This is a genomic window from Streptomyces sp. NPDC042336, from assembly GCF_055581985.1.
In genome coordinates this window covers 186,797-211,671 of record NZ_JBVJEA010000010.1, presented here as the reverse complement: position 1 = coordinate 211,671, position 24,875 = coordinate 186,797, and the positions used below count along the sequence as shown (strand labels likewise).

At 71.7% G+C, this 24,875-nt stretch carries 20 protein-coding genes and 1 pseudogene; 12 read left to right on the top strand and 9 right to left on the bottom strand.

From position 1 onward, the window contains the following. Positions 1 to 578: 578 nt before the first annotated feature. Together ACZ6IM_RS22705 and ACZ6IM_RS22700 are read right to left on the bottom strand one after the other, a co-directional pair. Positions 579 to 1,658: a hypothetical protein gene (locus tag ACZ6IM_RS22705; protein ID WP_052836605.1), complete on the bottom strand. Its 1,080-nt coding sequence runs from the start codon at positions 1,656 to 1,658 to the stop codon at positions 579 to 581. Positions 1,659 to 1,722: 64 nt separating this feature from the next. Next, positions 1,723 to 2,958 (bottom strand): PP2C family protein-serine/threonine phosphatase, encoded by a 1,236-nt coding sequence (locus tag ACZ6IM_RS22700; RefSeq protein WP_469558532.1) that lies wholly within the window; start codon positions 2,956 to 2,958, stop codon positions 1,723 to 1,725. Positions 2,959 to 3,035: 77 nt separating this feature from the next. Between ACZ6IM_RS22700 and ACZ6IM_RS22695 the strand changes: the two genes are divergently transcribed. The 3 genes from ACZ6IM_RS22695 (at position 3,036) to ACZ6IM_RS22685 (ending at position 4,946) form a co-directional block, all read left to right on the top strand. Then, positions 3,036 to 3,536: a hypothetical protein gene (locus ACZ6IM_RS22695; RefSeq protein WP_052836607.1), complete on the top strand. Its 501-nt coding sequence runs from the start codon at positions 3,036 to 3,038 to the stop codon at positions 3,534 to 3,536. A gap of 72 nt (positions 3,537 to 3,608) precedes the next feature. Beyond that, entirely contained in the window at positions 3,609 to 4,529 is a 921-nt protein-coding gene (locus ACZ6IM_RS22690) for a hypothetical protein (protein ID WP_052836608.1), read from the top strand. A gap of 45 nt (positions 4,530 to 4,574) precedes the next feature. Then, entirely contained in the window at positions 4,575 to 4,946 is a 372-nt protein-coding gene (locus ACZ6IM_RS22685) for a hypothetical protein (RefSeq protein ID WP_052836609.1), read from the top strand. A gap of 150 nt (positions 4,947 to 5,096) precedes the next feature. Here the strand turns inward: ACZ6IM_RS22685 and ACZ6IM_RS22680 are convergent, their stop codons facing one another. After that, positions 5,097 to 7,175 carry a PhoX family protein gene (locus ACZ6IM_RS22680; protein WP_052836610.1) on the bottom strand — a complete coding sequence of 693 codons (2,079 nt, stop codon included), beginning with the start codon at positions 7,173 to 7,175 and terminating at the stop codon, positions 5,097 to 5,099. 263 nt (positions 7,176 to 7,438) lie between these two features. On the opposite strand from ACZ6IM_RS22680, the gene ACZ6IM_RS22675 reads away from it, so the two are divergent. The 3 genes from ACZ6IM_RS22675 to ACZ6IM_RS22665 all read left to right on the top strand — a co-directional run bounded on the left by ACZ6IM_RS22675 (position 7,439) and on the right by ACZ6IM_RS22665 (position 11,199). Next, on the top strand, positions 7,439 to 8,998 hold the full coding sequence (locus ACZ6IM_RS22675; protein ID WP_469558528.1) for a VWA domain-containing protein: 1,560 nt from the start codon (positions 7,439 to 7,441) through the stop codon (positions 8,996 to 8,998). A 116-nt stretch (positions 8,999 to 9,114) separates the two neighbouring features. Further along, on the top strand, positions 9,115 to 10,731 hold the full coding sequence (gene metG, locus ACZ6IM_RS22670; protein WP_052836612.1) for a methionine--tRNA ligase: 1,617 nt from the start codon (positions 9,115 to 9,117) through the stop codon (positions 10,729 to 10,731). A gap of 102 nt (positions 10,732 to 10,833) precedes the next feature. Further along, complete coding sequence (locus tag ACZ6IM_RS22665; RefSeq protein ID WP_052836613.1) at positions 10,834 to 11,199, top strand: PH domain-containing protein; 366 nt, start codon at positions 10,834 to 10,836, stop codon at positions 11,197 to 11,199. Between the two features lie 15 nt (positions 11,200 to 11,214). Here ACZ6IM_RS22665 and ACZ6IM_RS22660 read toward each other — a convergent pair whose 3' ends face one another. Both ACZ6IM_RS22660 and ACZ6IM_RS22655 read right to left on the bottom strand, forming a co-directional pair. Next, positions 11,215 to 11,427: a DUF397 domain-containing protein gene (locus ACZ6IM_RS22660; protein WP_052836614.1), complete on the bottom strand. Its 213-nt coding sequence runs from the start codon at positions 11,425 to 11,427 to the stop codon at positions 11,215 to 11,217. Beyond that, positions 11,424 to 12,298: pseudogene (locus tag ACZ6IM_RS22655) on the bottom strand (helix-turn-helix domain-containing protein). Before ACZ6IM_RS22655 ends, ACZ6IM_RS22660 begins: the two are co-directional and overlap by 4 nt. A 357-nt stretch (positions 12,299 to 12,655) precedes the next feature. Here ACZ6IM_RS22655 and ACZ6IM_RS22650 point away from each other — a divergent pair. Next, complete coding sequence (locus tag ACZ6IM_RS22650) at positions 12,656 to 13,546, top strand: helix-turn-helix domain-containing protein (RefSeq protein ID WP_469558523.1); 891 nt, start codon at positions 12,656 to 12,658, stop codon at positions 13,544 to 13,546. Positions 13,547 to 13,604: 58 nt separating this feature from the next. Next, a complete protein-coding gene (locus ACZ6IM_RS22645) occupies positions 13,605 to 14,216 on the top strand; it encodes a Uma2 family endonuclease (RefSeq protein ID WP_469558521.1) in 612 nt (203 codons plus the stop codon). A 66-nt stretch (positions 14,217 to 14,282) separates the two neighbouring features. Here ACZ6IM_RS22645 and aspS read toward each other — a convergent pair whose 3' ends face one another. Continuing rightward, entirely contained in the window at positions 14,283 to 16,046 is a 1,764-nt protein-coding gene (gene aspS, locus ACZ6IM_RS22640; protein ID WP_469558519.1) for an aspartate--tRNA ligase, read from the bottom strand. A 206-nt stretch (positions 16,047 to 16,252) separates the two neighbouring features. On the opposite strand from aspS, the gene ACZ6IM_RS22635 reads away from it, so the two are divergent. Continuing rightward, positions 16,253 to 18,424 (top strand): SpoIIE family protein phosphatase, encoded by a 2,172-nt coding sequence (locus ACZ6IM_RS22635; protein WP_469558516.1) that lies wholly within the window; start codon positions 16,253 to 16,255, stop codon positions 18,422 to 18,424. On the opposite strand, the gene ACZ6IM_RS22630 is transcribed toward ACZ6IM_RS22635, so the two are convergent. The 3 genes from ACZ6IM_RS22630 to ACZ6IM_RS22620 form a co-directional block, all read right to left on the bottom strand. Continuing rightward, positions 18,349 to 19,440: an AI-2E family transporter gene (locus ACZ6IM_RS22630; protein ID WP_052836620.1), complete on the bottom strand. Its 1,092-nt coding sequence runs from the start codon at positions 19,438 to 19,440 to the stop codon at positions 18,349 to 18,351. The genes ACZ6IM_RS22635 and ACZ6IM_RS22630 overlap by 76 nt on opposite strands. 65 nt (positions 19,441 to 19,505) lie before the next feature. Next, positions 19,506 to 20,483 (bottom strand): pirin family protein, encoded by a 978-nt coding sequence (locus tag ACZ6IM_RS22625; RefSeq protein ID WP_052836621.1) that lies wholly within the window; start codon positions 20,481 to 20,483, stop codon positions 19,506 to 19,508. A gap of 119 nt (positions 20,484 to 20,602) precedes the next feature. After that, complete coding sequence (locus ACZ6IM_RS22620) at positions 20,603 to 21,067, bottom strand: SseB family protein (protein ID WP_052836622.1); 465 nt, start codon at positions 21,065 to 21,067, stop codon at positions 20,603 to 20,605. 149 nt (positions 21,068 to 21,216) lie between these two features. Between ACZ6IM_RS22620 and ACZ6IM_RS22615 the strand changes: the two genes are divergently transcribed. The 3 genes from ACZ6IM_RS22615 (at position 21,217) to ACZ6IM_RS22605 (ending at position 24,802) form a co-directional block, all read left to right on the top strand. Further along, on the top strand, positions 21,217 to 23,043 hold the full coding sequence (locus tag ACZ6IM_RS22615) for an acyl-CoA dehydrogenase (RefSeq protein ID WP_052836623.1): 1,827 nt from the start codon (positions 21,217 to 21,219) through the stop codon (positions 23,041 to 23,043). 97 nt (positions 23,044 to 23,140) lie between these two features. Continuing rightward, entirely contained in the window at positions 23,141 to 24,439 is a 1,299-nt protein-coding gene (locus ACZ6IM_RS22610) for a M18 family aminopeptidase (protein WP_469558511.1), read from the top strand. 114 nt (positions 24,440 to 24,553) lie between these two features. Further along, a complete protein-coding gene (locus ACZ6IM_RS22605; RefSeq protein WP_052836626.1) occupies positions 24,554 to 24,802 on the top strand; it encodes a DUF6458 family protein in 249 nt (82 codons plus the stop codon). Positions 24,803 to 24,875: the final 73 nt, after the last annotated feature.

Below are 24,875 nucleotides of genomic sequence, written 5' to 3'. Positions count from 1 at the left end.
CGAGGGCGACGGACACTGCCCCGACGGCCACGGATCGTGCCCCTTGCCCACTCCTCTCCCCGGTCGCACCCCGAAAGACAGACAGGTCGGGCCCTGACGGGATGCGGTGCGGAGAGGAACGGACGTGCACCACCGGGACGAAGAACGGGAGTCGGCCGCCGCACCACGGCGAACCGTCCGCCACCCCGACCAGGACCCGGGAGCGGCTCGGCCGCTCGTGACCTCCCACGGCCTGCAGATCGCCACCGACCGCCCGGCGGCCTGGATCGTGTGCCAATACAAGGTGAGCGCCGGTGTCGCCGCTCCCGACCACTTCTGGATCGAGCTGCCCGATCCGAACACCGGCGCGCGTGTGGTGGTCCAGGCCGCGGACATCCCGTACGTCGAGGCGGGCGGCCCGCAACCGCGCCGGCACGAGAAGGACAGCGTGAAGGAACGGCAGAGCGAGCACGAGGAACACCGGAAGATCGAGGTACCGGTCGCCGCGCTCAAGGGCCGGCACACCCGGATCATCGACGGCATCCTGGAGACGGGCCGCCGCACCCGGCCAGGGCCGGCCCCGCTCAGGTCCGCCCCGCTCAGCCCTGCGTCTGCAAGCGGCTCAGTTCGCGCTGGACGTGGTCCAGGGCACCCTCGCGGCGCCCCGGTACGCGGCCGCGCAACGCGGCGAGGGCCGCGCCCAGTTCGCGGGCCCGGCCGGCGTCGCGGATCAGCCCCCACTGGTGGTGGGCCCGGTCGACGGCCGCCTCCACGGCGGGCGCCTGCGGGGGCTGCCCGGCGCCGAGCCGTGCCTCGGCCACCGTCAGCCAGGTCCGGCAGCTGCGCACCGGGTCCCCCGCGAACATCGCCAGGTCGGCCCGGACCTCGGTCCAGTGCAGCGCGTCCTCGGAGGCGGGCCCGTGTGCGTGGGCCGCGGCCCGCTCGTGCCGGGCGGCGAGCGCGTCGGCGTCACCGTGCCGCCCGGACCGCACGGCCGCGGCGATGACGGCGTGCGGATCGCCCGCCACCGGCCCCGGCGCCGTCAACACCAGGTCGGCGCCGGCCACCGCGCCACTGCCCGCGGCGTCGGCCGCGGCCCGGGCCAGCGCCTGCTGGTGCAGCTCGTCCGCCGGTGGCCGGTGCCCGCTGCGCAGGATCGTCGCGACACCCCGCATGTACGAGGGGGCGGCCACCGTGCGCCGCGCGGGCGGCGGCGCGACGCGTCCGTAAACGGCGTTGTTGCGCCCGGAGTCCAGCGGGCTGGTCCGCAGCCACTGCCAGGTCTCGTGGTCGGCGTGCAGATCGAGCAGCAGCGTCGTGGCACCGCTCGGCCGCAGCCGCAGCTCCTCGCGGATCCAGTGCCAGGGCAGCGCGGTGTAGCGGACGGTCGACGGCGTGGTGCGGGCCAGCGCCAGGTGCGGCAGGCGCTGGCGCCGGTCCAGCTGGAGCTGCCCGGCGACGTAGACCGTGAGGGGCCCGGGGGCCGCCGCCGCGGCCCGCAGCCGGGTGAGGACCGCCTGTGGCTCCAGCGGGTCGGCGAGTTCCACGACGTTCGCCGTGTCCGTGCCGGAGAGCACGGCGGGCGGCACCGCCGCGAGCACGGGGAGCACGGAGGCGGCGTCCACCAGGCACCCACGGCCCACGGGCGACGCCGCGAGCAGCAGCACGGTTCCGGGCATGTCCCCTCCCCCTGTCGATCACGTACGCCAGCACCGTAACCGCTGCGGCCGCGAAGCGGAGCACTCAGCCGGCCGGAGTCCGCCGTACCGCGAAGACCGTGGTGTCGTCGGCCACCCGCCCCCGGCAGTGCCGCAGCGTGCCGTCCCGTACCAGGGACACCAGCCGCGCGGGCACGGCGCTGCGCGGGTCGACGGCGAGGGCCGGGGCGATGTCGTCGGCCGGCCGGTAGAAGACCCCGGCCGGGTCGCGGGCCTCGGTCACCCCGTCGGTGACCAGCAGCAGCGTCTCGTCGGCGGCCAGCCGCAGCCGGTGCACCGGCGGCGTCCCGGACCGGCCGGGCGCCAGTTCGGCCATGCCCAGCGGCAGCCCGCCCACGACCGGCAGTACGCGCACCCCGCGGGGACCGACCGCCATCGGGGGTTCGTGGCCGAAGACGACGGCGTCCACCGCGTCCGGCAGGCCGGGCGGGAAACCGATCAGCACGGCGGTGGCGAACCGGTCGCCGTCGGACCGGCCGAGGGCGGCGGTGTGCGAGCGGTGGCGCACCATGCGGATCTCCAGGCGCTCGGCGACCGTCGTGAGGTCCGCTTCGTGATAGGCGGCCTCGCGGAAGGTGCCGAGCAGCGCGGCGGCCGTCTCGACCGCGCCGAGGCCCTTGCCCTGCACGTCGCCGACGAGGACCCGGGTGCCGTGCGGTCCGGGCTGGATGTCGTAGAAGTCGCCGCCGACGCGGGCCTCGCTGTCCGCGGAGAGGTAGACGGCGGCGTGGTCGAGGCCGCCGAAGCCCACCGGGAGCGGACGCAGCACCGTGCGGCGCGTGGTGTCGGCGATGTCCCGCATGTGCAGCATCCGCCGCTCGCCGCCGACCCGGAACGCGGCGGCCACCACGGCGATGGCACCGCCGAGGACGACGAGGACCAGACCCGGCAGCCCGGTCTCGTCACGGTGCTGCCAGACGGTGTCGGCGCAGACGTAGACGCCGACCGCGAGCAGGGCGAAGACGGCCGTCCCGCGCACCCCGCAGATCGCGGCGGCGACCCCAGGCACCAGCACGGTCCAGGAGATGATCTCGAAGGCTCCGGTGGTGATGTCGCCCGCGGTGATGCCGATGAGCAGCAGCAGCGGGAACACCCAGGCCACCGTGCGGCCGCGCACGCTGAGCAGTTCGTGCCGGGACACGGCGTCCCCCCGGCCGGCGGCGTGCACGAGCCGCCCGAGCGGCCGCCACCGGGCGCGCACCGGGCTGCGGACACGACCCCTCACGGGCCCCAGCGAAACACGCGCCCGACCCGCCCGCATCCCGACTTGCCGGCCGGCGGACCCAGGTGTGCCCTGGTAGACGGGGGCAGAGGGGGCGAGGCGAGAGGAGTGCTCTCATGGCTCACGCGGTACCCACACGGGGAAGGTCCGGCGGCGCCCGCGGCACCGGCACGGGAAGGGACGCGCCCGGACACGCGCCCGCCGTCTTCGGCGAGCGGACCCACCTGCTGGCGAAGTGGGCGATGCCCCTCGCGATCGGCCTGGTCTACGGCTACTGGGCCGCGTCCATCCGCCGCCACGGCGGCCCCATCACCGGCTGGAACCTGCTGTTCGGCTTCATGACAGTGCTCGCGTTCGCCCTCCTCTGGTACGTGGTCCGCGCCGTGGCCGACCGGCTGCCGCGCGAGGGCCACGCGGTGCTGTGGGGGGCGTTCGCGGGCAGCGCGCTGGGGTTCCTGTACTCGGGCAGCGGCGTGGCCATGTTCACCTGCGTCCTGGTGTCCCTGCTGCTCGCGGCGGCGGTGACGGCCGGGCTGTACTACCACTACGCCACCCACCAGGACGCCGAGGAGGCGCGGGCGGCCAGGCACCGCACCCTCACCCGCACGACCACCTGACCGGCTCGTCCCCGGGGGCCATATGCAGTCACGCCGGTCGCCCGGCCGGGGCGCGGGGGTTTGCCTGGAAGGGTGTCCCCCCGCATCCGGAGCGCCCTGTCGGCCGTCCTGATCGTCCTCGCCAGCCTGCTCGCACCGTGCGCCACGCTGGCGGGCTGGGCGATGCACGGGCCGGCCGACACGGGCCGCTACGTCGCGGCCATGGCCCCGCTCGCCGACGACCCGGACGTGCGGGACGCGGCCGCCGACACGCTGGGCGCCGGGTTCGCGGGCTTCGTCGACGAGGCCACGGCCGGCCCCGTGAACGGCACCGTGCGGCTCTTCGTGCGGGACGCGGCCCGGTCGTTCACCCGCACCGAGGCCTTCCACGAGGGCTGGGACGCGGCCAACCGCACCGTCCACGCCGCCGTGCTGCGCGCCCTGCGCGACGACGGCACGGCCGGACACGCGGTCACCGTCGACCTGGCCCCCGTCACCGAACGCGTGAAGGACCGGCTCGCCGAGGACCACGTGCCCTTCGCCCGGCGCATCCCGGTCCGGCACACCGCGGTCACCGTGCTCCCGGCCCAGGACGCGGACCGGCTCAGGAAGGGCTACCACGTGCTCGACGTCGCCGCGTTCTGGCTGCCGCTGGCAGCCGTCGTCTTCGCGGTCACCGGCATCGCCGTCGCCGCCCGCCGCCGCCGCGCCGTCACGGCCGCCGGGATCGGCACCGCCCTCGGCGGCGCCCTGCTCGCCCTCGCCGTGCTGGTCGGCCGCCGGCTCACCGTCGCCGAACTCCCCGGCCCGGTGGACGGCCCCGCCGCGGGCGCCGTGTACGACGCCCTCACCGAAACCCTGCGCACCGCCTCCTGGCTCCTCGTCGCCCTCGGCCTCACGGTCGCCCTGGCCTCCTGGCTCACGGGGCGCTACGGACGCCCGCCGCGCCGCCGGACCCCCGCGGAGCCCGCCCCCGGGCCCACCCCGCCCCGGCCGACCCGCACCCGGCTCTGAAACCGCCTCGCGTGGCCCGCGCGAGGGCGGCTAGCGTCGCCGACCATGACCCGGACCGAGACCGAGACCGAGACGACGACCCTGTGGCGGCCCACCGGCCCCGAGGAGCTGGCCCTCGTCGAGGCCTCCGGCTGGGCGGCCTGGCCCCCGCGCCTGCCCGAGCAGCCGATCTTCTACCCGGTCCTCGACGAGGACTACGCCGTCCGCATCGCCCGCGACTGGAACGTCCCCGCGTCCGGCTCGGGCTACGTCACCCGCTTCGAGGCCGACACCGCCTTCCTGGCGCGGTACCCCGTACGCCGGGCGGGCGGCGAGACCATCCTGGAGCTGTGGGTCCCGGCGGAGGAGCTGACGGAGTTCAACCGGCACATCGTGGGCCGCATCGAGGTCGTCCGGGAGTTCCACGCGCGGGCGTAGGCAGATGCCGGGTCGGCACCGGGCCACGCGACCCGGCCACGCGCGACGCCCGGTTCCTGGGCCCGGCCGGCACCGGCCACCGCGCGCTGGCCGTCGACCTGACCCCGCACGCGGCGCACGGCCGGCCCTCTCCTGCCCCTACGCGACGGCTCAGACGCCGATGTCCCGGCCGTCCGCGCGCCACACCGCCACGACCGCCGGGCGCACGATCTTCCCGGGTCCGTCGGGCCAGGTGCTGGCCGGCTGCTCCACGGAGGCGCCGTCGACCTCGCCCGGGTGCTGCACGGCGACCAGCACGCGCCGGTCCTGGACGAGCGGGCCGCAGGTCTCCGCGCCGGTCGGCACGGTCAGGAACTGCTTCAGCTCACCGCGCCGGTCCCCCTTGGTCGCCACGCCGAAGAGCCCGTCGTGACTGCCGAGCGCGTTGCCGTCGGTCGAGATCCACAGGTTGCCGTGATCGTCGAAGGCGACGTTGTCGGGGCAGGAGATCGCGCTGACCCGCTCCTTCGGGAAACCCGCGAAGTAGGTCGCCGGGTCCTCGGGGTCACCGGCGACCAGGAACAGCGACCACCCGAAGCTGGTGGCGTCGGCCCGGTTCCAGCGCTCGGTCAGCTCCAGGACGTGGCCGTGCTTGTTGGAGTTGCGCGGGTTGGCCTCGTCGGGGCCCGCGTAGCCGCTCTTGCCGCGGTTGGTGTTGTTGGTGAGGGCGACGTACACCTTGCCGGTGGTCGGCGACGGCTCGATGTCCTCGGGCCGGTCCATCTTGGTGGCGCCGACCTTGTCCCCGGCGAGCCGCGTGAAGACGCACACCTCCTCGGCGCTCATCCCCTCGACGTGCGAGACGGCGCCGCGCTCCGTGGCGGTGACCAGCGGGATCCACCGGCCACTGCCGTCGAACTCGCCGTCGTCCGGCAGCGTCCCCGATCCGTCGATCTCGATCGCCGGGGAGTCGCCGCTGAGCTTGGCGACGTAGAGGGTCCCCTCGTCGAGCAGCGAGAGGTTGTGCTCGCGCGCCCAGCGGGAGTTCCCGTGCCGCATCCGCTTGCTGCCGACGAACTTGTAGAAGTAGTCGAACCGCTCGTCGTCGCCGGTGTAGACGACCGGCCGCCCGTCGGAGGTCAGCCGCACGGTCGCGGCCTCGTGCTTGAACCGGCCGAGCAGCGTGTGCTTGCGCGGGGTGGAGTCCGGGTCGTACGGGTCGAGTTCGACCACGTACCCGAACCGGTGCACCTCGTTCGGCTCCTGAGCGACGTCGAACCGCTTGTCGAACCGCTCCCACTTGCGCTCGGTGGCCCCGGTCCCGATGCCGTACCGCTTGTCGGTGGCGCTGGAGGCGTTGGCGAAGTACTGGTTGAAGTTCTCCTCGCCGTGCAGCGTGGTGCCCCACGGGGTGGTGCCGCCCGAGCAGTTGTTGAGGGTGCCGAGCACCTTGCGGCCGGTGCGGTCGGCGGAGGTCTTCACCAGGTCGGACCCGGCGGCGGGTCCGGTCAGCCGGAACTCGGTGGTGGCGGTGACCCGCCGGTTCAGCCGGTGCCGCGGGACGGGTGTCAGGCGGCCGCTCCTGCGCTCCTCCTCCACGGCGACGACGGACAGCCCGTGCGCGGCCCAGGCGATCTCGACCTGCTCGCGGGTCGGGTTCTCCGGGTCGTAGCCGCGGAACATGAGCACCTCGTCGGTGTACTCGTGGTTCGCGACGAGGAGCTGGCGGTCGCGCTCGCCCCGCAGCGGCAGCAGCGCGAGGAAGTCGTTGTTGTACCCGAACTGCCCGGCCTGCGCCCTGGCGGTCTGCTTCTCGGCGTCGAAGGCGGGCGCCCCGCGCAGAATGGGTTCACCCCAACGGATGACGACGTCCTGCCGGTACCCCTCCGGGACGGTCACGGCGTCGTCGGTGTTGGGCGCGACGGGCGTGAACCGCAGCCCGCGCGCACCGGACGCCTTAGCGGGCCCCCCGTGACCCTTTCCGGCCGCGGGCGCGGCCTGCGCCGACGGTGCCCCCGCCACGCCGACGGCCCCGGCGCCGGCGGCGGCGACGGTCACGACGGCGGCGGCCCGCATCATGGAACGGCGGCTGAGCGCACCGGCGATGACATCGCCGACGTACTCGTTGGAGCTGGTGTTCGGCACCTCGTGGAAGCAGGCGTCACCACACCGGAAACGGCAGGTCATCGCGGACCGGCCGCCAGGATGCGAACCGGACGGCGTCCCGATCAACGGCAGGAGCTTGCGCACTGTGTTCTCCCCTTGAGAATCCCTGTATGCCCTGGTGTCAGCGCGACCGTAGGTGCACATACGTGCGGGGACCGGGCGTCGCGGTGAACGGAGGGTGAACCCGCGGAATCCGTGGGGGAATTGCGGCTACGTCTCGATCCCGCCTTGACGCGTCGCCGCCCGCATGTCAGACCCTGCACAAGATCACAAGCCGGGACCGCTAACCTTACGTGTCCGTCCTGGCCAGGGATTGACGGCACCAACTCACTCGAAGGGTTGCGCTCATGGGCATTCTCACTCTCCTGCGGAACGCGTTCGGCCGGTCACGCAAAGACCAGGCCGCCCAGGCGGAGGGTGTGACGCAGGAAACGGCACCACCGGTCACCGCGCCGGAGCCGAAGCTCCCGTCCCAGCCCACCGCGCCCCCGGAGCCGGCCGAGACCCCGGACCAGCCGGAGGCCTCCCAGATCCCCGAGCCCCGCTCGGAACCCACCCCCGACGAACACGACCTCGTCAAGGCCGCCTTCGCCAACGTCACGGTCCCCAAGCCGACGGACCCGACCCCGGAGCAGGAACCGAAGGCAGAGGCGGAGGCGGAACCGAAGGCACCCGCGCCGGCAGAGGCGGAGGCGGAGGCGGAACCGAAGGCACCCGCGCCGGCAGAGGCGGAGGCGGAGGCGGAACCGAAGGCACCCGCGCAGGCGAAGGCAGAGGCAGAGCCCAAACCGGAAGCCGAGCCGAAGACGAACCCCACGTCCGTAACCGAGCCCGAACCGCAGGCCGAAGCCCAGACGGACCCCGAGGCAGAGCCGAAGCCCGAAGCCCAGACGGACCCCGAGGCGGAGCCGAAGCCCGAAGCCAAGGCGGAGCCGGAAGCCAAGGCGGAGCCGGAAGCCAAGGCGGAGCCGCAGGCTGAGTCCGAGCCGAAGCCGGAACCGACCAAGACCCCGGACCCGGACCCGGCCCCCACCCCCGAGCCCTCTCCCGTACCCGCGGCCGCCGACGGCGCGGAGCCCCCACAGGGGCCACCCGCACCCGACGACGAAACCAGCACGGGCGGTGCGGGTGGGAACACGGACGCCGAAGGCGAAGCCGAGGCGGCAGAGACGGCCACCCCGCCGGAGGCACACGCCGAGGCGGCAGAGACGGCCACCCCGCCGGAGGCACACGCCGAGGCGGCAAAGCCCGCAACACCCGCCGCCCGCCTCCGCACCCAGGCCCCCACCCTCACCACCGCCTACAAGGCCGCCGCCACCGCCCTCAAGAAACACGACCTCACCGGCGCCCGCGCCAAGGTCCACCTCGTCCTCGACCGCTCCGCCTCCATGCGCCCGTACTACAAGGACGGCTCCGCCCAGGCCCTCGCCGAGCAGACCCTCGCCCTCGCGGCGCACCTCGACCCCGAGGCGACGGTCCACGTCACCTTCTTCTCCACGGAAGTGGACGGCACCGGCGACCTCACCCTCACCGACCACGAGAACAAGATCGACGAGCTGCACGCAGCGCTCGGCCGCATGGGCCGCACCAGCTACCACGCCGCCGTCGAGGCCGTCCTCGCCCACCACGAGAAGGAGGCGCCTGGCACCCCCGCCCTCGTGGTCTTCCAGACCGACGGCGCCCCCGACGCCAAGACGCCCGCCACCCAGGCGCTCACCAAGGCGGCCGCGGACCACCCGAACGTCCACTTCTCCTTCGTCGCCTTCGGTGACCCGGAGAACAAGGCCTTCGACTACCTCCGCAAGCTCAAGACGGGCAACGCCTCGCACTTCCTGGCCGGCGAGACCCCCAAGGAGCTGACCGACAAGGAGCTCTACGAGGGCGTACTGGCCGCCTGGCGCCCGTAGCAGGGCACAGCAGCCGCACTATCGGCCCTTTCGGGGGGTGGACGAAGGGGAACCCCCGCGTCCACCCCCCGAAACGCGTGTGAGTCGATCTCCGCGAGCCCAGTAGGATTTCGACCATGGCGGCCACTGGAACCGAGAAGCAGGGGGCGAAGGCGTACTACGTCTCGACCCCCATCTACTACGTCAACGACGCTCCTCACCTGGGCCACGCCTATACGACCGTCGCAGGCGACGTGCTCACCCGCTGGCACCGCCAGCGCGGCGAGAAGGTGTGGTACCTCACCGGCACGGACGAGCACGGTCAGAAGATCATGCGTACGGCCGAGGCCAACGGGGTCACCCCGCAGGCCTGGGCCGACAAGCTCGTCACCGAGGCCTGGAAGCCCCTGTGGGAGCACCTGGAGATCGCGAACGACGACTTCATCCGCACCACGCAGAAGCGGCACACCGACCGCGTCCAGGAGTTCGTGCAGGACCTGTACGACAAGGGCGAGATCTACAAGGGCGGCTACGAGGGCCCGTACTGCGTGGGCTGCGAGGAGTACAAGCTCCCCGGCGAGCTGCTCGACGGCGAGGGCGAGTACGCGGGCCAGAAGCTGTGCCCGATCCACAAGAAGCCGGTGGAGATCCTCAGCGAGGAGAACTACTTCTTCAAGCTGAGCGAGTACAGCGAGAAGCTGCTCGCCCACTACGAGGCCAACCCGGGCTTCATCCAGCCCGAGTCCGCGCGCAACGAGGTGGTGAACTTCGTCCGCCAGGGCCTCCAGGACCTCTCCATCTCCCGCTCGACCTTCGACTGGGGCGTGCCGGTCCCCTGGGACGACAAGCACGTCATCTATGTGTGGGTCGACGCCCTGCTGAACTACGCCACGGCGGTCGGCTACAACGAGAACCCGGAGAAGTTCGAGTCGACGTTCCCGGCCGACGTGCACCTGGTCGGCAAGGACATCCTCCGCTTCCACGCGATCATCTGGCCGGCCATGCTGATGGCGCAGGGCCTGCCCCTGCCCGGGAAGATCGCGGCCAACGGCTGGCTGATGGTCGGCGGCGAGAAGATGAGCAAGTCCAACCTGACCGGCATCAAGCCGCAGGACCTGACCACGCACTTCGGCGTGGACGCGTACCGCTGGTACTTCCTGCGCGCGATCGCGTTCGGCCAGGACGGCTCGTTCTCCTGGGAGGACTTCTCCGCCCGCTACACCAGCGAGCTGGCCAACGACTACGGCAACCTCGCCTCCCGCGTAGCGGCCATGGTCAACAAGTACTTCGGCGGCGGGCTGCCGGCCGCGACGGCCGACGGGGACGCGGAGAAGGCGATCCACGACGGTCTGACCAAGGCCGTCGCGGAGGCCGACCGGAAGATCGGCGAGGAGCTGGACTTCCAGGGCGGCATCCTGGCGGTCTTCGACTTCGTCAAGCAGGTCAACGGCTACATCACCGAGCAGGAGCCCTGGAAGGTCGCCAAGGACGACTCGCCCGAGGGCAAGGCCCGCCTGGCGACGATCCTCTACACGGCCGCGGAGTCCCTGCGGGCGGTGGCGGTCCTCCTCAACCCGATCATGCCGGACACCTCCCAGAAGCTCTGGGACTCCCTCGGTGCCGAGCCCTCCCTCGGCGCCCTCGCGGACCAGCGGGTCCAGGACGCGGCGGACTGGGGCCGGCTGCCCGCCGGTGCCACGGTCACCAAGGGCGCGGTCCTCTTCCCACGTCTCGAAGAGAAGCCGACCGCGTAACGCGCTCGCTACAGCGAAGGGCCCGGGGGAGGCAGGAGCTTCTCCCGGGTCCTTCGCTTTGCGAAGATCGAACAGACAACCGGCTCACGTGGGGGGACATCCATGGCACTCTTCGGCAACGCGCACAGCATCGACCCCGGTCAGGCACAGCAGGAGTACGCGCGTCTGCTCGGCCAGGGCGAGCAGGTCCACGCCGCGTACCTGCTGATACGCGACACCATCCTGTTCACCGACCGGCGGCTGATCCTGGTCGACAAGCAGGGCATCACCGGCAAGAAGACCGAGTACCACTCGATCCCGTACCGCAGCATCACGCACTTCGCGGTGGAGACGGCCGGGCACTTCGACCTCGACGCCGAACTGAAGATCTGGCTGTCCGGCTCCCAGGCCCCCATCCAGAAGACCTTCACCAAGGGCGTCGACATCTACGAGGTCCAGGCGATCCTGACCCAGTTCGTGGCGCGCTAGACCCGCGCCCGGCCGTCAGCTCCCGGCCGCGTACGCCACAAACCCCGCCCACGCCTGCGCCGCCAGCGCGAGGCGTGGGCTCGCGTCGCGGTACTTGGAGTCGCGGACGTGCACGGAGCCGGGGCTGGTGGCCACCTCGACGCAGGAGTCGCCTTCGTTACCGTCGCTGTAGCTGCTCTTGAACCACGCCAGTTCGGAGGCATCCCCGGCGGAGGCCTTGCGGATCATGTTTCTCCCAGCAGTTGTTCGATGAAGGCCAGCGACTCCCCAAGCGGGAGGGCCTGCGCCCGGATGGTGCCATAGCGCAGCTCAAGGATGCGGAGATGCCTGGGGTCGTGAATCGGCCGCCCGTTGAATGCGCCGTCGGAGCGTCCCACGGCCGTTCCGTCCTCGAACTTCAGCAACTCGATCTTGCCGTCCAGTCCGGGATGGGTCTCACGGTGCAGCGGCATCACTTGAAGGGCGACATGACGCATCCGCCCCACCTCCAACAGACGTTCGAGCTGCCGTCGCCACACCATTGTGCCTCCGAGAGGTCGTTGGAGCGGTGCCTCTTCCAGGACGAAGCTGATTGCAGGGGCAGGGTCCCGTTCGAAGACCGACTGCCTGGCCATGCGAGCAGCGACCATCCTCTCGACTTCCTCTTCCGAGTACGGGGTTGCCGTGACTCGAAGGCTGCCCTGGCATGTTCAGGTGTCTGCAACAGGCCACTGATGCTGTGGCACACGTAGACACCGATCTCGACCGCCCGCGCCTCCATCTGCGCCAGGTCCCGAACCTTCTTCGGATACCGGACCTTGGCCACATCCTCCTTCATCGCGGCGAGCAGCCCGCCCGCCCCCAACACCTCGTCCGCCCTGTCGAGATACTCCGGCCGCGGAATCCGCCTGCCGCCCTCGATCTTGTAGACGAGATCCTCTCCGTACCCCACGGCCTCGCCGAACTCACCGGCCCGCATCCCCACGGCCTCCCGGCGCAGCTTCAGCTGCCGCCCCACGGTGGCGACCACCGCCACGCCCCACTCGTCGTCCGGGTCCACCTCCCAACCCGGCTCGTCAGCCTCGGTCCTGAGCTGCCGAACCTCACCGTCCACCGACATGCGCACCCCTCCGTCGTACCGCGTCGTACCAGCCACGCCCTACCCACACGCACCACCCGGAGAGCCCGGACACCACCGGACAACCACCCGCAACCCGAAGGGGCGGGCTCCGGTCGTACCTGCGCCCCCTAAGAACCACTCACCAGGGAGAAAAGCACCCCACCAAGCCCCACCCCTCCCTCCCGTCGGTCGCAGTCACTCCCGCGGGTGAATATGCCAACTTGGCGTGATTCGGGTCCGGTTGCGTGGCCTACGCTCAGCGGCGACACGACCACCACCAGACATGCGACGGCCCCCGCCGGGAGTGGCTTCCCAATGCGAGGGCCTGACCACCAAGGAAGACAGGACCTCTTCCCGATGGCTGCCCAGCACCCTAACGCCCTCACGCCCGCCCCGTCCCGGACCCCGGACGAAGACCACCCCCACGAGCAGCCACTCGCGGGCGTCGTCCACGACAACGTCCGCCACACCGAGAGCTTCACGGTGGTCGGCAACCACCTCGTCCAGCACAAGGACCTGTCCCTGCTCGCCATCGGGCTCGCCTGTTACATCCAGTCCGTGCGTCAGGGCCCCTCCGTGGACATCAAAACCCTCGCCGCCCGCTTCCCCGAGGGCCCCACCCGCATCGCCGCCGGGCTGCGCGAGCTGGAGAAGCACGGTTACCTCCAGCGCACGTGTACGCGCACGCCCACCGGCCGGATCGTCACCCGTACGGTCTCCCGCAACAGGCCCGGTCACAGCGGCAGCGGCGGCGCACGGGAGACGGCATCCCGCCCTGCCGCCCGGCGCGCGGCCCAGGAGAAGCCTCCACCGCGAAAGCGTCTCCCCGCCGTGCCCCAGCCGTCGTGTCCCGCCCCCGCGCTCCTCCAGGCGGCCGTCGACGTCCTCACCGGCCTGCGCCGCCGCGATCCCCGCCTGCTCCTGTCCGCCACCGACGCCGAACACCTCGCCCCGGGCGTCGCCGCCTGGCTGGAGCGCGAGGTCGCCCCCACCGCCGTACGGCACGCCCTGACCGAGAACCTGCCCAACGAGCCCTTGGTCCGGCCCGCCGCCTTCCTCGCCCACCGCCTGACCGCCCAGCTGCCGCCCCCACCGCCGTTCCGGCCACCGGTCCCGTCGGCCGCCCCTGAGCCCCGGCACCCCCTCCAGACCTGCGACGACTGCGACCGCGCCTTCCGGGGACCGGATCCCGGCCGCTGCCGCGACTGCCGAACCGATCACCGTCACCCTCACCTGGAGGACGCCTAGCATGAAGTCGACGATCCTTGCCTGAGCCCGTGGGCACACACGACGAGGAGCGAGCGCCATGACCATCGCACCCGACAACACGCAGCAGGGCGCTTCCCACCTCTACCGGGCCATGCGCGACTTCGTGGAGTCCACGGACGGCACCCTCCCCGGCAAGTTCGAGATCACCAAAGAGGGAATCGTCCTCGACATGATGTGGCCAGTGCGGCCGCACGAACTCACCGCGCTCCGGCTCCGGAAACGCCTGGAAAGGGTCATGCCCGAGGAGATCGTGGCGCACACGGGCGAGCCGGATGTCGAGATGGTGCCGGAAGGCATCATGCGCCGCCCCGACATCATGGTGATCGCCGAGGCGGACATGGAGGGAGAAGGAGCCTTCGACCCTCGAACGCTCATCGCCGCCGTCGAGATCGTCTTCCGCTCCAACCCGGACAACGACTGGGTGACCAAGACGCGCGACTACCCCCTCATGGGCGTCCCCGTCTACGCGATCTTCGACCCGCGCACGGGCGAGGGCGCCGTCCTCACCAACATCCACATCACCCCCGACGGCCCCCGCTACGCCACCCGCAAGGACTTCGTCTACGGCGAGGACGTCACCATCGCCGACTGGACCATCTCGACCCAGAACCTGCCGCTCTACCAGGAGGAAGGCCAGGACCAGGGGTGAAGACGGCGAAGGGCCCGGCACCGGAGAGCGATCCGGTGCCGGGCCCCTGTGCGTGCCGTCGGCGGACTACTTCGGCTGCGGCTTGCGCACCGTCAGGTGCAGCTCCCTCAGCCGGGTCTCGTCCAGCTCGGTCGGGGCGCCCATCATCAGGTCCTGGGCGTTGCCGTTGAGCGGGAAGGCGATGGTCTCGCGGATGTTGGGCTCGTCGGCCAGCAGCATGACGATGCGGTCGACGCCGGGGGCGATGCCGCCGTGCGGCGGGGCGCCGAAGCGGAGGGCGCGCAGCATGCCGGCGAACTCGCGCTCGACCGTCTCCGCGTCGTAGCCCGCGATCTCGAAGGCCTTGAGCATGATCTCCGGCTCGTGGTTCCGGATGGCGCCGGAGGACAGCTCGACGCCGTTGCAGACGATGTCGTACTGCCAGGCCAGGATGTCCAGCGGGTCCTGGTTCTCCAGGGCGTCCATGCCGCCCTGCGGCATCGAGAAGGGGTTGTGGGAGAAGTCGATCTTCCCCGTCTCCTCGTCCTTCTCGTACATCGGGAAGTCCACGATCCAGCAGAACCGGAAGACGTTCTCCTCGAAGTGCCCGGCGCGGCGGGCGGCCTCGACCCGCACCGCGCCCATGATCTTCGAGACCTCGTCGAACTCGCCCGCGCCGAAGAACACCGCGTGGCCGGGGGCCAGCGAGAGCCGCTTGGTCAGCTCCGCGACGTTCTCCTCGGTGAGGAACTTCGCGATCGGGCCGGACAGCTTGCCGTCCTCGCCGACGCGGACCCAGGCCAGGCCCTTGGCGCCCTGCGAGACGGCGTAGTCGCCGAGCTGGTCGAAGAACTTGCGGGGCTGCGCCGAGACGTCCGGGACGGGCAGCGCGCGCACGTGCTTGCCGGCGAAGGCCTTGAACTCCGAGCCCTCGAAGACGTCGGTGATGTCGACCAGCTCCAGCTGGGCGCGCAGGTCGGGCTTGTCGGAGCCGTACTTCAGCATCGCCTCGCGGAACGGGATCCGCGGGAACGGCGAGGTCACGTGGCGGCCGTTGCCGAACTCCTCGAACAGCTCCGTCATGAGCTGCTCGATCGGGCGGAAGACGTCCTCCTGCTCGACGAAGCTCATCTCGACGTCGAGCTGGTAGAACTCGCCCGGCGAGCGGTCGGCGCGGGCGTCCTCGTCACGGAAGCAGGGCGCGATCTGGAAGTACCGGTCGAAGCCCGAGATCATCAGCAGCTGCTTGAACTGCTGCGGCGCCTGGGGCAGCGCGTAGAAGCGGCCCGCGTGCAGGCGGGAGGGGACCACGAAGTCCCGCGCGCCCTCGGGGGAGGTGGCGGTGAGGATGGGCGTCGCCATCTCGTTGAAGCCGAGGGCGACCATCTTGCTGCGGATCGCGGAGATGACCGACGTGCGCAGCATGATGTTGCGGTGCATGCGCTCGCGGCGCAGGTCCAGGAAGCGGTACTCCAGGCGCCGCTCCTCGTTGACCCCGTCCTCGGTGTTGATGGTGAAGGGCAGCGGCTGGGCGGCGCCGAGCAGCTCCACCTCGCCCACCTCGACCTCGACCTCGCCGGTGGGCAGGTCGGGGTTGATGTTCTCGGCGCCGCGGGAGACGACCCGGCCGTCGACCCGAACGGTCGATTCCTTGGTCAGCTTGTCCAGCGCCTCGTACGCCTCGGTGCCCGGACGGGCGACGAGCTGCGTGATGCCGTAGTGATCGCGCAGATCGATGAAGAGGATGCCGCCCAGGTCGCGCCGATTGTGCAGCCAGCCACTCAGCCGGACGTCGGTGCCGACGTCAGAGGAGCGGAGCTCGCCGCAGGTGTGGGACCTGTACCGATGCATCGTCGTTCATCCAGCCTTCGCGGATCGGGGAAGTTGTTTCGCGTTTCACGTGAAACAACCCCAGCGTACCGGGCAGCCGGGGCTGCCCTCCTCCCCATTGACGCCCCACGGGCCCGCCACGAGCCCGCCGTCGGTATGCTTCCGGCCCGCTCCGGCGCCCCGGCGAGCGGTGGCAGCGTCCGACGACCTCTTCTTAAAGTGGGGCAATGCGCACTGGTGAGCCCCTGCCCGAGGTGGGGGACGTCCTCGCCTCCCTCGCGACCGGACTGTGGCACTGGGACACCGCCACGGGTGAGGTCCAGGTGGACGCGGAGGCCGCCCGCCTGCTCGGGCTGCCCGCGGAACGGGCCTGCCTCAGGGAGGCGCAGGTGAGGGCCCGGCTGCATCCGGTGGACTGGAACGAGATCACCGGCGTGGTCCAGCTCGCCGTCGCCGAGGGCACCCTTGCCGAGGTCCGGATCCGGATCATGGACGAGTACGGCCATGTCGTCCGGGTCGTACGCAGCCGCTCCAAGCCCTCCTTCGACCGCGAACGCAAGGCGTACGACCTGATCGGCACCCTTCAGGAGGTCGCCGAGCCGCGGCCGGGCACGCCCGCCGGGCGCAGCGCGGTCACCGGCGAGTGGCGCCGCTCGCGGGAGGCCTTCCTGCTGGACGCGGGCCGGGCACTGGCCGAGGCGCGGTCCACCGAGGAGGTGCTGCGGGTGGCGGCCGGGCTGTCGATGCCGGGCTTCTCCCCGGACGGCCTCGCGGTCTTCGGGGTCTCGGGCGACCGCCTCACCGTCATCGGCCACCACGGGCAGCCGGCGAACGAGGCCAACCCGTTCGTGGACATGTCCCTGGACACCCCCTACCCGGCGGCGGAGGTGGTCCGCACCGGCCGCGCGGTCTACCTCTCCTCCCCGCAGCAGTACCGGTCCCGCTACCCCATGACGTGGTCGCTCGCCGAGCGCTTCGGCCGCCGCTCCTGGGCCTATCTGCCGCTGACCGTGGCGGGCCGCACGATGGGCGCCTGGATGGCCGCCTTCGCCTATCCGGTCGCCTTCACGCCGGACGAGCGCTCCGTGCTGACCACGGTGGCTCGGATGCTGGCCCAGGCCCTGTCCCGGGCGGGCGCCGCGGAGAACCAGCGGGAGCTGACCGAGGGGCTGCAACGCTCGCTGCTGCCCATGCTCGGCCCGGAGATCCCCGGCATGGACATCGCCGCCCGCTACGTCCCCACCGGCGGCGGCCTCCAGGTCGGCGGCGACTGGTACGACATGATCCCGCTGCCCGGGGGCCGCTTCGCCCTGGTGATCGGCGACGTCCAGGGGCACGACGTGCGCGCGGCCGGGCTGATGGGCCAGCTGCGCATCGCCCTGCGCGCCTACGCCTCCGAGGGCCACCGCCCCGACGCGGTGCTCGCCCGCGCCTCCCACTTCTTCCACGGCCTCGCCGCCTCCGAGCACGACCCGGGCGACCTGCGCTTCGCGACCTGCTACTACGCCGAGGTGGACCCTGCCACCGGCACCGTGGAGAGCGCCCGCGCGGGGCACCTGGACCCGGTGGTGCGCATGGCCGACGGGACGGCGCTGATCCTCGCCACGGCGGGCGGGCTGCCGCTGGGCATCGACCCGGACTCCGACTACCCGACGACGCGGCTCGCCCTGGAGCCCGGGGACACCCTGATGCTGTGCACGGACGGCCTGGTCGAGACCGGCGGCCATGATCTCCAGAGCGGCTGGCACCGGCTGCGCGTGATCCTGGAGGAGCACACGGGGGGCCTGGAGGAACTGGCCGACGCGCTGGTAGGGGCCGTGCACGGCCCCTCCTCGCACCACACCGTCGGCCCGCTGTCCGACCGCCGGGAGGACGACATCGCGCTGGTCCTGCTGTGCCGGCAGGGCGAGGGCTGCGGCTGCGGCGAGAGCACCGTGACCCACGCACCGGTGCGCCGCACGATGCTGTCGGTCGCCCAGTCCGAGCCCGCCCGGATCGCCACCGCCCGGCAGCACCTGCGCGACCTGCTGCACGACTGGCCGGTCGAGGAGCAGCGGGACGCGGCGGTCCTGCTGCTCTCCGAGATGCTGACGAACGTCCTCGTCCACACCGACACCGACGCCCTGCTCGTCGCCGAGGTCGCCGGGGAGCCGGGCGAGCGGCGGATCCGGGTGGAGGTCACCGACAACGGCGACGACCTCCCGCACAAGCGCAGGCCGGGGGAGATGGCGTCCTCCGGACGCGGGCTGATGCTGGTCGAACTGCTCGCGGACGCCTGGGGCGTCGCCCCGCGCGGCGAGGGCAAGAGCATCTGGTACGAGCTCTACGAGTCCCCGGCCCCGGAGGACGGCGCCGGTCCCGCGGCCGGCCCGGACGCCCTGGAGCTCGAAGCCCCGTAGCGTCCCTGCAACTCGTGCACGACCCCGAACGCCGCCGCGGTCAGCGGCACGGCGAGGAGCATCCCCAGGATGCCCGCCACCGACGCCCCCGCGGTGAGCGCCAGCAGCACGACGGCCGGGTGCATCTGCACCGTCCGGCTCTGGATCATCGGCTGGAGCACGTGTCCCTCCAGCACCTGCACGGCCAGCACCACGCCCAGGGCCCACAGCGCGATGACGAACCCCCGGTCGGCCAGCGCCACCAGCACGGCGACGGCCCCGGAGATGAACGCGCCGAGGTAGGGGATGTAGGCGCCGACGAAGACCAGCGCCCCGAGCCCGACCGCGCCGGGGACGCGCAGGACGAGCAGCCCGACGGTGATGCAGAGCGCGTCGATGAGGGCGATCAGGGTCGTGCCCCGCATGAAGCCCTCGACGGCCCCGAAGGCCCGCCGGGCCACGGCCTCGACCGTGTCGGCGGCGCCGGACGGGGCGAGGGCGCGCACGGTGGTGACGGCGCGGTCGGAGTCGCGCAGGAAGAAGAAGACGAGCAGCAGGGCGAGCACCGCCATGGCCAGCATCTCGCCGACGACGCTGATCCCGGTCACCACACCGGAGGCAGCAGTACCGCCGAACTTGCCCAGCAGCTCGCGCGCGTTGGAGGCCACGTCGTCCAGCGAGGTCCCGGCGGCGCCGAAGTGGTCGGCGACACCCCTGGCCGCGTCCCGCAGCGAGGCGACGATCTGGTCGCCGGTCTCCACGAGCGCGGAGACCACGATGTACACGGCCCCGCCGACCACGGCCAGCACGGCCACACAGGTCAGCCCGGCGGCCAGCGAGCGCTGCACATGGGCCTTCACCAGCCGCACGTGCAGCGGCCGGAGCAGGGCGGTGCCGAGCAGCGCGAGCAGCGCCGGCGTCACCGCGGTGCGGAACTCGACGCAGAGCCGGATCGCGACGTAGACGACACCGCTGGCGAGCAGGACGACGGCGCACCAGGCGGCGAACCGGCGCACCGGACCGGGGAGCAGCTGCACGCCTCCACCCGATCACGCACCGGGCGGGCTGTCCTGTGCGGACGGCCCGCCCGGGTGACGCGCTGTCAGGCTCCGGGGCCCTCGCCCGACATGCCGTGCACGGCCGGGACGGTGCCGAGGCGGCCCTTCTGGAAGTCCTCGAAGGCCTGCATCAGCTCGTCCTTGGTGTTCATCACGAACGGGCCGTAGTGGGCCATCGGCTCCCGGATCGGCCGGCCGCCGAGCAGTACGACCTCCAGGTCCGGGGTGTGCGAGTCCTGCTTCTCGTCCGCGCGGACGGTCAGCGAGCCACCCGCGCCGAAGACGGCGGTCTGCCCGAGGTGGACCGGACGCCGCTCGGCGCCCACGGACCCGCGCCCGGCCATGACGTACGCCAGGCCGTTGAAGTCCTCCCGCCAGGGCAGGGTGACCTCGGCGCCCGGTGCGAGCGTCGCGTGGACCATGGTGATCGGCGTGTGCGTGATGCCGGGGCCGTCGTGCCCGTCCAGCTCACCGGCGATGACGCGCAGCAGCGCGCCGCCGTCGGGGGAGGTGAGCAGCTGGACGCTGCCGCTGCGGATGTCCTGGTAGCGGGGGGCCATCATCTTGTCCTTGGCCGGCAGGTTCACCCACAGCTGGAGCCCGTGGAAGAGGCCGCCGGACATCACCAGCTGCTCCGGCGGCGCCTCGATGTGCAGCAGGCCGGAGCCCGCCGTCATCCACTGGGTGTCTCCGTTGGTGATGGTGCCGCCGCCACCGTTGGAGTCCTGGTGGTCGAAGATCCCGTCGACGATGTAGGTGACGGTCTCGAAGCCGCGGTGCGGGTGCCAGGGGGTGCCCTTGGGCTCGCCCGGCGCGTACTCCACCTCACCCATCTGGTCCATCATGATGAACGGGTCGAGGTGGCGGTAGTTGATCCCGGCGAACGCGCGGCGCACCGGGAAGCCCTCGCCCTCGAAACCGCTGGGCGCGGTCGTGACGGTGAGCACGGGACGTGCGACGGCGTCGGCGGGCGCGGATACGCGGGGCAGCGTCAACGGGTTCTCGACGGTCACGGCGGGCATGTCGACCTCCTCGGGCGGCGTACGCCCACTTTAGTTGAGCATTGAACTTCTTGCCACCTGGAACCACGAGAGCCCGGAGGGCATTCCCTCCGGGCTCACGAGCATCCGTCCGGCGGCGTCTAGCCGTACATGCGGCGCATGGCGAAATCGACCATCTGTTCGACGGCTTTCGCGTCGAACACCATCCGGTGCTCGCCCTCCATGTCCAGGACGAAGCCGTAGCCGGTCGGCAGCAGGTCGATCACCTCCGCACCGGTGATCACGAAGTACTTCGACTCCTTGCCCGCGTAGCGGCGCAGCTCCTTCAGGCCGGTGAACATGGGGATCACCGGCTGCTGGGTGTTGTGCAGCGCGAGGAAGCCGGGGTTGTCGCCGCGGGGGCAGTAGACCTTCGAGGTCGCGAAGATCTGCTGGAAGTCCTCGGCGGACATCTGGCCGGTGGTGAAGGCGCGCACCGCGTCCGCGAGCGAGGGCGGGGACGGCTCGGGGTACAGCGGCGGCTGCTGCCCGTATCCGCCGCCCATCGGCTGCTGCGGCGGGGCGTACTGCTGCTGCTGGCCCGCGGTCTGGTCGTAGCCGTACATGCCGCACAGCGTAACGAGTAACGAGTCACAGATGGGCGGCTCGGGGTTGCTTCTTATTACCGACGGGTAGCATCATCGGAGCTACTAGTTGGTACGTGTACGGATGCGAGGAGCGAGTGCCTCGCCGATCTCTCAACGGAGCCGTCGCCATGGGGCACTACAAGCCGAATCTCCGGGACATCGAGTTCAACCTCTTCGAGGTGCTCGGCCGCGACAAGGTCTACGGCAGCGGCCCGTTCGCGGAGATGGACACGGACACCGCCAAGAGCGTCCTGGAGGAGCTGACCCGCCTCTCCGAGAACGAGCTGGCCGAGTCCTTCGCCGACGCCGACCGCAACCCGCCGGTCTTCGACCCGGAGACCAACACCGCGCCCGTCCCGGCGTCCTTCAAGAAGAGCTACCAGGCCTTCATGGACTCCGAGTACTGGCGGCTCGGCCTGCCCGAGGAGATCGGCGGCACCACCTCGCCGCGCTCCCTGATCTGGGCCTACGCGGAGCTGATCCTCGGCGCGAACCCGGCCGTGTGGATGTACTCCTCGGGCCCGGCGTTCGCCGGCATCCTCTTCGAGGAGGGCAACGAGGTCCAGAAGCACATCGCCTCGATCGCCGTCGAGAAGCAGTGGGGCTCCACCATGGTCCTCACCGAGCCGGACGCCGGTTCGGACGTGGGCGCGGGCCGCACCAAGGCCGTGCAGCAGGAGGACGGCTCCTGGCACATCGAGGGCGTGAAGCGCTTCATCACGTCCGGCGAGCACGACATGTCGGAGAACATCCTCCACTACGTCCTCGCCCGCCCCGAGGGCGCCGGACCCGGCACCAAGGGCCTGTCCCTGTTCCTCGTCCCGAAGTACGAGTTCGACTTCGAGACCGGTGAGCTGGGCGAGCGCAACGGCGTCTACGCCACCAACGTCGAGCACAAGATGGGCCTGAAGGCCTCCAACACCTGCGAGATGACCTTCGGCGACCGCCACCCCGCCAAGGGCTGGCTGATCGGCGACAAGCACGACGGCATCCGCCAGATGTTCCGGATCATCGAGTTCGCCCGCATGATGGTCGGCACGAAGGCGATCTCCACCCTCTCCACGGGCTACCTCAACGCCCTGGAGTACGCCAAGGAGCGCGTCCAGGGCCCCGACCTGGCCAACTTCATGGACAAGTCGGCCCCCAAGGTCACCATCACGCACCACCCGGACGTGCGCCGCTCCCTGATGACGCAGAAGGCGTACGCCGAGGGCATGCGCGCCCTCGTCATGTACACCGCCTCGGTCCAGGACGAGATCCAGATCAAGGAGGCGAACGGCGAGGACGCCTCGACCGAGCACGCCCTCAACGACCTGCTCCTGCCGATCGTCAAGGGCTACGGCTCGGAGAAGGCCTACGAGCAGCTCGCCCAGTCGCTCCAGACCTTCGGCGGCTCCGGCTTCCTCCAGGAGTACCCGATCGAGCAGTACATCCGCGACGCCAAGATCGACACCCTGTACGAGGGCACCACGGCGATCCAGGGCCAGGACTACTTCTTCCGGAAGATCGTCCGCAACCAGGGCGCCGCGCTGAACTCGCTCGCCGAGGACATCAAGAAGTTCCTGGCGCTCGCCACCGGCGGCGAGGAGCTGTCCGGCGCCCGCGAGCACCTGGCCAAGGCCGCCGTCGAGCTGGAGGCCATCGTCGGCCTGATGCTCACCGACCTCGCCGCCACCGAGCAGGACGTCAAGAACATCTACAAGGTGGGCCTCAACACCACCCGCCTGCTGCTCGCCTCCGGCGACGTGATCGTCGGCTACCTGCTCCTCAAGGGCGCCGCCGTCGCCGCCGAGAAGCTGCCGACCGCCTCCGCCAAGGACAAGGCCTTCTACACCGGCAAGATCGCCGCCGCGAAGTTCTTCGCCGCGAACGTCCTGCCCGGCCTCACCCTTGCCCGCAAGGTCGCCCAGGGCGTCGAGCTGGACCTGATGGAGCTGGACGAGGCCGCGTTCTAGGAGGGCCCCGCACCGGCCCCACGTTCCGCACAGCCCCGCGAGGGCCCGCTCCCGCCGGACGGGAAGCGGGCCCTCGTACGTCGTTAAGGTGAACCCCATGAGCGCACCCTCCCGCTTCGACCGCGGCCACACCGACGACCTGATGACCTTCCTGTCGGCGAGCCCGACCCCGTACCACGCCGTGGCGAGTGCCGCCGAACGGCTGGAGAAGGCCGGTTTCCGCCAGGTCGCGGAGACCGACGCCTGGGAGGCCACGAGCGGCGGCAAGTACGTGCTGCGCGGCGGCGCGATCATCGCCTGGTACGTCCCGGAGGGCGCCGCGGCCCACACCCCCTTCCGCATCGTCGGCGCCCACACCGACTCCCCCAACCTGCGCGTCAAGCCCCGCCCGGACACCGGGGCGCACGGCTGGCGCCAGGTCGCCGTGGAGATCTACGGCGGCCCGCTGATGAACTCCTGGCTGGACCGCGACCTGGGCCTGGCCGGCCGCCTCTCGCTGCGCGACGGCTCCACCCGCCTGGTGAACGTGGACCGCCCGCTGCTGCGCGTCCCGCAGCTCGCCATCCACATGGACCGCAACGTCTCCACCGAGGGCCTCAAACTCGACAAGCAGCGCCACCTCCAGCCCGTCTGGGGCCTCGGCGACACCGTGCGCGACGGCGACCTGATCGCCTTCCTGGAGGAGGAGGCGGGCCTCGCCCGCGGCGAGGTCACCGGCTGGGACCTGATGACCCACTCCGTGGAGCCCCCGGCGTACCTGGGCCGCGACCGGGAGCTGGTGGCGGGCCCGCGGATGGACAACCTGCTGTCCGTGCACGCCGGGACGGCCGCGCTGGCCGCGGTCGCCACCTCCGGCGGCGACCTCCCGTACATCCCCGTGCTCGCCGCCTTCGACCACGAGGAGACCGGCTCCCAGTCGGACACCGGCGCCGACGGACCGCTGCTCGGCGGCGTGCTGGAACGCTCGGTGTTCGCCCGCGGCGGCTCCTACGAGGACCGGGCGCGCGCCTTCGCCGGCACCGTCTGCCTGTCCTCCGACACGGGCCACGCCGTCCACCCCAACTACGCGGAACGGCACGACCCGACGCACCACCCGCGCATCAACGGCGGTCCCCTCCTCAAGGTCAACGTCAACAACCGCTACGCCACCGACGGTTCGGGCCGCGCGGTGTTCGCCGCCGCCTGCGAGAAGGCGGACATCCCCTTCCAGACCTTCGTCTCCAACAACTCCATGCCGTGCGGCACGACCATCGGCCCGATCACCGCGGCCCGGCACGGCATCAGCACCGTCGACATCGGCGTGGCGATCCTGTCGATGCACAGCGCCCGGGAGTTGTGCGGCGCCGACGACCCGCACCTGCTGGCCAACGCGCTGGTGGCGTTCCTCCAGCCGTAGACCGGACCGCACAACGCCGCCCCACGGCATGAGGGTTGAAGCCGGGGGTACCCGCACGGAACCGGATCGACCGGAAACCCGGAACCGACCGGCTCTGACAGGGAGGCAACACTCATGGGCCTCGGCGGGTGCATCATCCTCATCGCCGTGGGAGCCATCCTCACGTTCGCGACCGACTGGGACATGCAGGGCGTCAACCTCGACCTGGTCGGCGTGATCTTCATGGTCGTCGGCCTGATCGGCGTCGCCACGTTCAGCAGCATCGCCCGGCGCCGCCGCGTCGTGATGCCGCCGTCGACCCCGGTCGTCGAGGACCGGCCCCACCACACGCAGGACGGCTACCACAACGGCTACGGCGCCTGAGCCGTCCGCGCACACCCGGCGCACTCAGCCTGTCGGCCTACCGGCCGCGTCCCGGGACGGCCGGCGGGGAAGC

What these genes read in the sequence shown, in the direction of transcription:
- aspS (WP_469558519.1), bottom strand. Translation starts at nt 16,046, where the DNA reads ATGCATCGGTACAGGTCCCACACCTGCGGCGAGCTCCGCTCCTCTGAC.
- ACZ6IM_RS22705 (WP_052836605.1), bottom strand. Translation starts at nt 1,658, where the DNA reads ATGCCCGGAACCGTGCTGCTGCTCGCGGCGTCGCCCGTGGGCCGTGGG.
- ACZ6IM_RS22660 (WP_052836614.1), bottom strand. Translation starts at nt 11,427, where the DNA reads ATGATCCGCAAGGCCTCCGCCGGGGATGCCTCCGAACTGGCGTGGTTC.
- ACZ6IM_RS22695 (WP_052836607.1), top strand. Translation starts at nt 3,036, where the DNA reads ATGGCTCACGCGGTACCCACACGGGGAAGGTCCGGCGGCGCCCGCGGC.
- ACZ6IM_RS22650 (WP_469558523.1), top strand. Translation starts at nt 12,656, where the DNA reads ATGGCTGCCCAGCACCCTAACGCCCTCACGCCCGCCCCGTCCCGGACC.
- ACZ6IM_RS22700 (WP_469558532.1), bottom strand. Translation starts at nt 2,958, where the DNA reads ATGCGGGCGGGTCGGGCGCGTGTTTCGCTGGGGCCCGTGAGGGGTCGT.
- ACZ6IM_RS22635 (WP_469558516.1), top strand. Translation starts at nt 16,253, where the DNA reads ATGCGCACTGGTGAGCCCCTGCCCGAGGTGGGGGACGTCCTCGCCTCC.
- ACZ6IM_RS22615 (WP_052836623.1), top strand. Translation starts at nt 21,217, where the DNA reads ATGGGGCACTACAAGCCGAATCTCCGGGACATCGAGTTCAACCTCTTC.
- ACZ6IM_RS22610 (WP_469558511.1), top strand. Translation starts at nt 23,141, where the DNA reads ATGAGCGCACCCTCCCGCTTCGACCGCGGCCACACCGACGACCTGATG.
- ACZ6IM_RS22605 (WP_052836626.1), top strand. Translation starts at nt 24,554, where the DNA reads ATGGGCCTCGGCGGGTGCATCATCCTCATCGCCGTGGGAGCCATCCTC.
- metG (WP_052836612.1), top strand. Translation starts at nt 9,115, where the DNA reads ATGGCGGCCACTGGAACCGAGAAGCAGGGGGCGAAGGCGTACTACGTC.
- ACZ6IM_RS22625 (WP_052836621.1), bottom strand. Translation starts at nt 20,483, where the DNA reads ATGCCCGCCGTGACCGTCGAGAACCCGTTGACGCTGCCCCGCGTATCC.
- ACZ6IM_RS22620 (WP_052836622.1), bottom strand. Translation starts at nt 21,067, where the DNA reads ATGTACGGCTACGACCAGACCGCGGGCCAGCAGCAGCAGTACGCCCCG.
- ACZ6IM_RS22685 (WP_052836609.1), top strand. Translation starts at nt 4,575, where the DNA reads ATGACCCGGACCGAGACCGAGACCGAGACGACGACCCTGTGGCGGCCC.
- ACZ6IM_RS22645 (WP_469558521.1), top strand. Translation starts at nt 13,605, where the DNA reads ATGACCATCGCACCCGACAACACGCAGCAGGGCGCTTCCCACCTCTAC.
- ACZ6IM_RS22675 (WP_469558528.1), top strand. Translation starts at nt 7,439, where the DNA reads ATGGGCATTCTCACTCTCCTGCGGAACGCGTTCGGCCGGTCACGCAAA.
- ACZ6IM_RS22665 (WP_052836613.1), top strand. Translation starts at nt 10,834, where the DNA reads ATGGCACTCTTCGGCAACGCGCACAGCATCGACCCCGGTCAGGCACAG.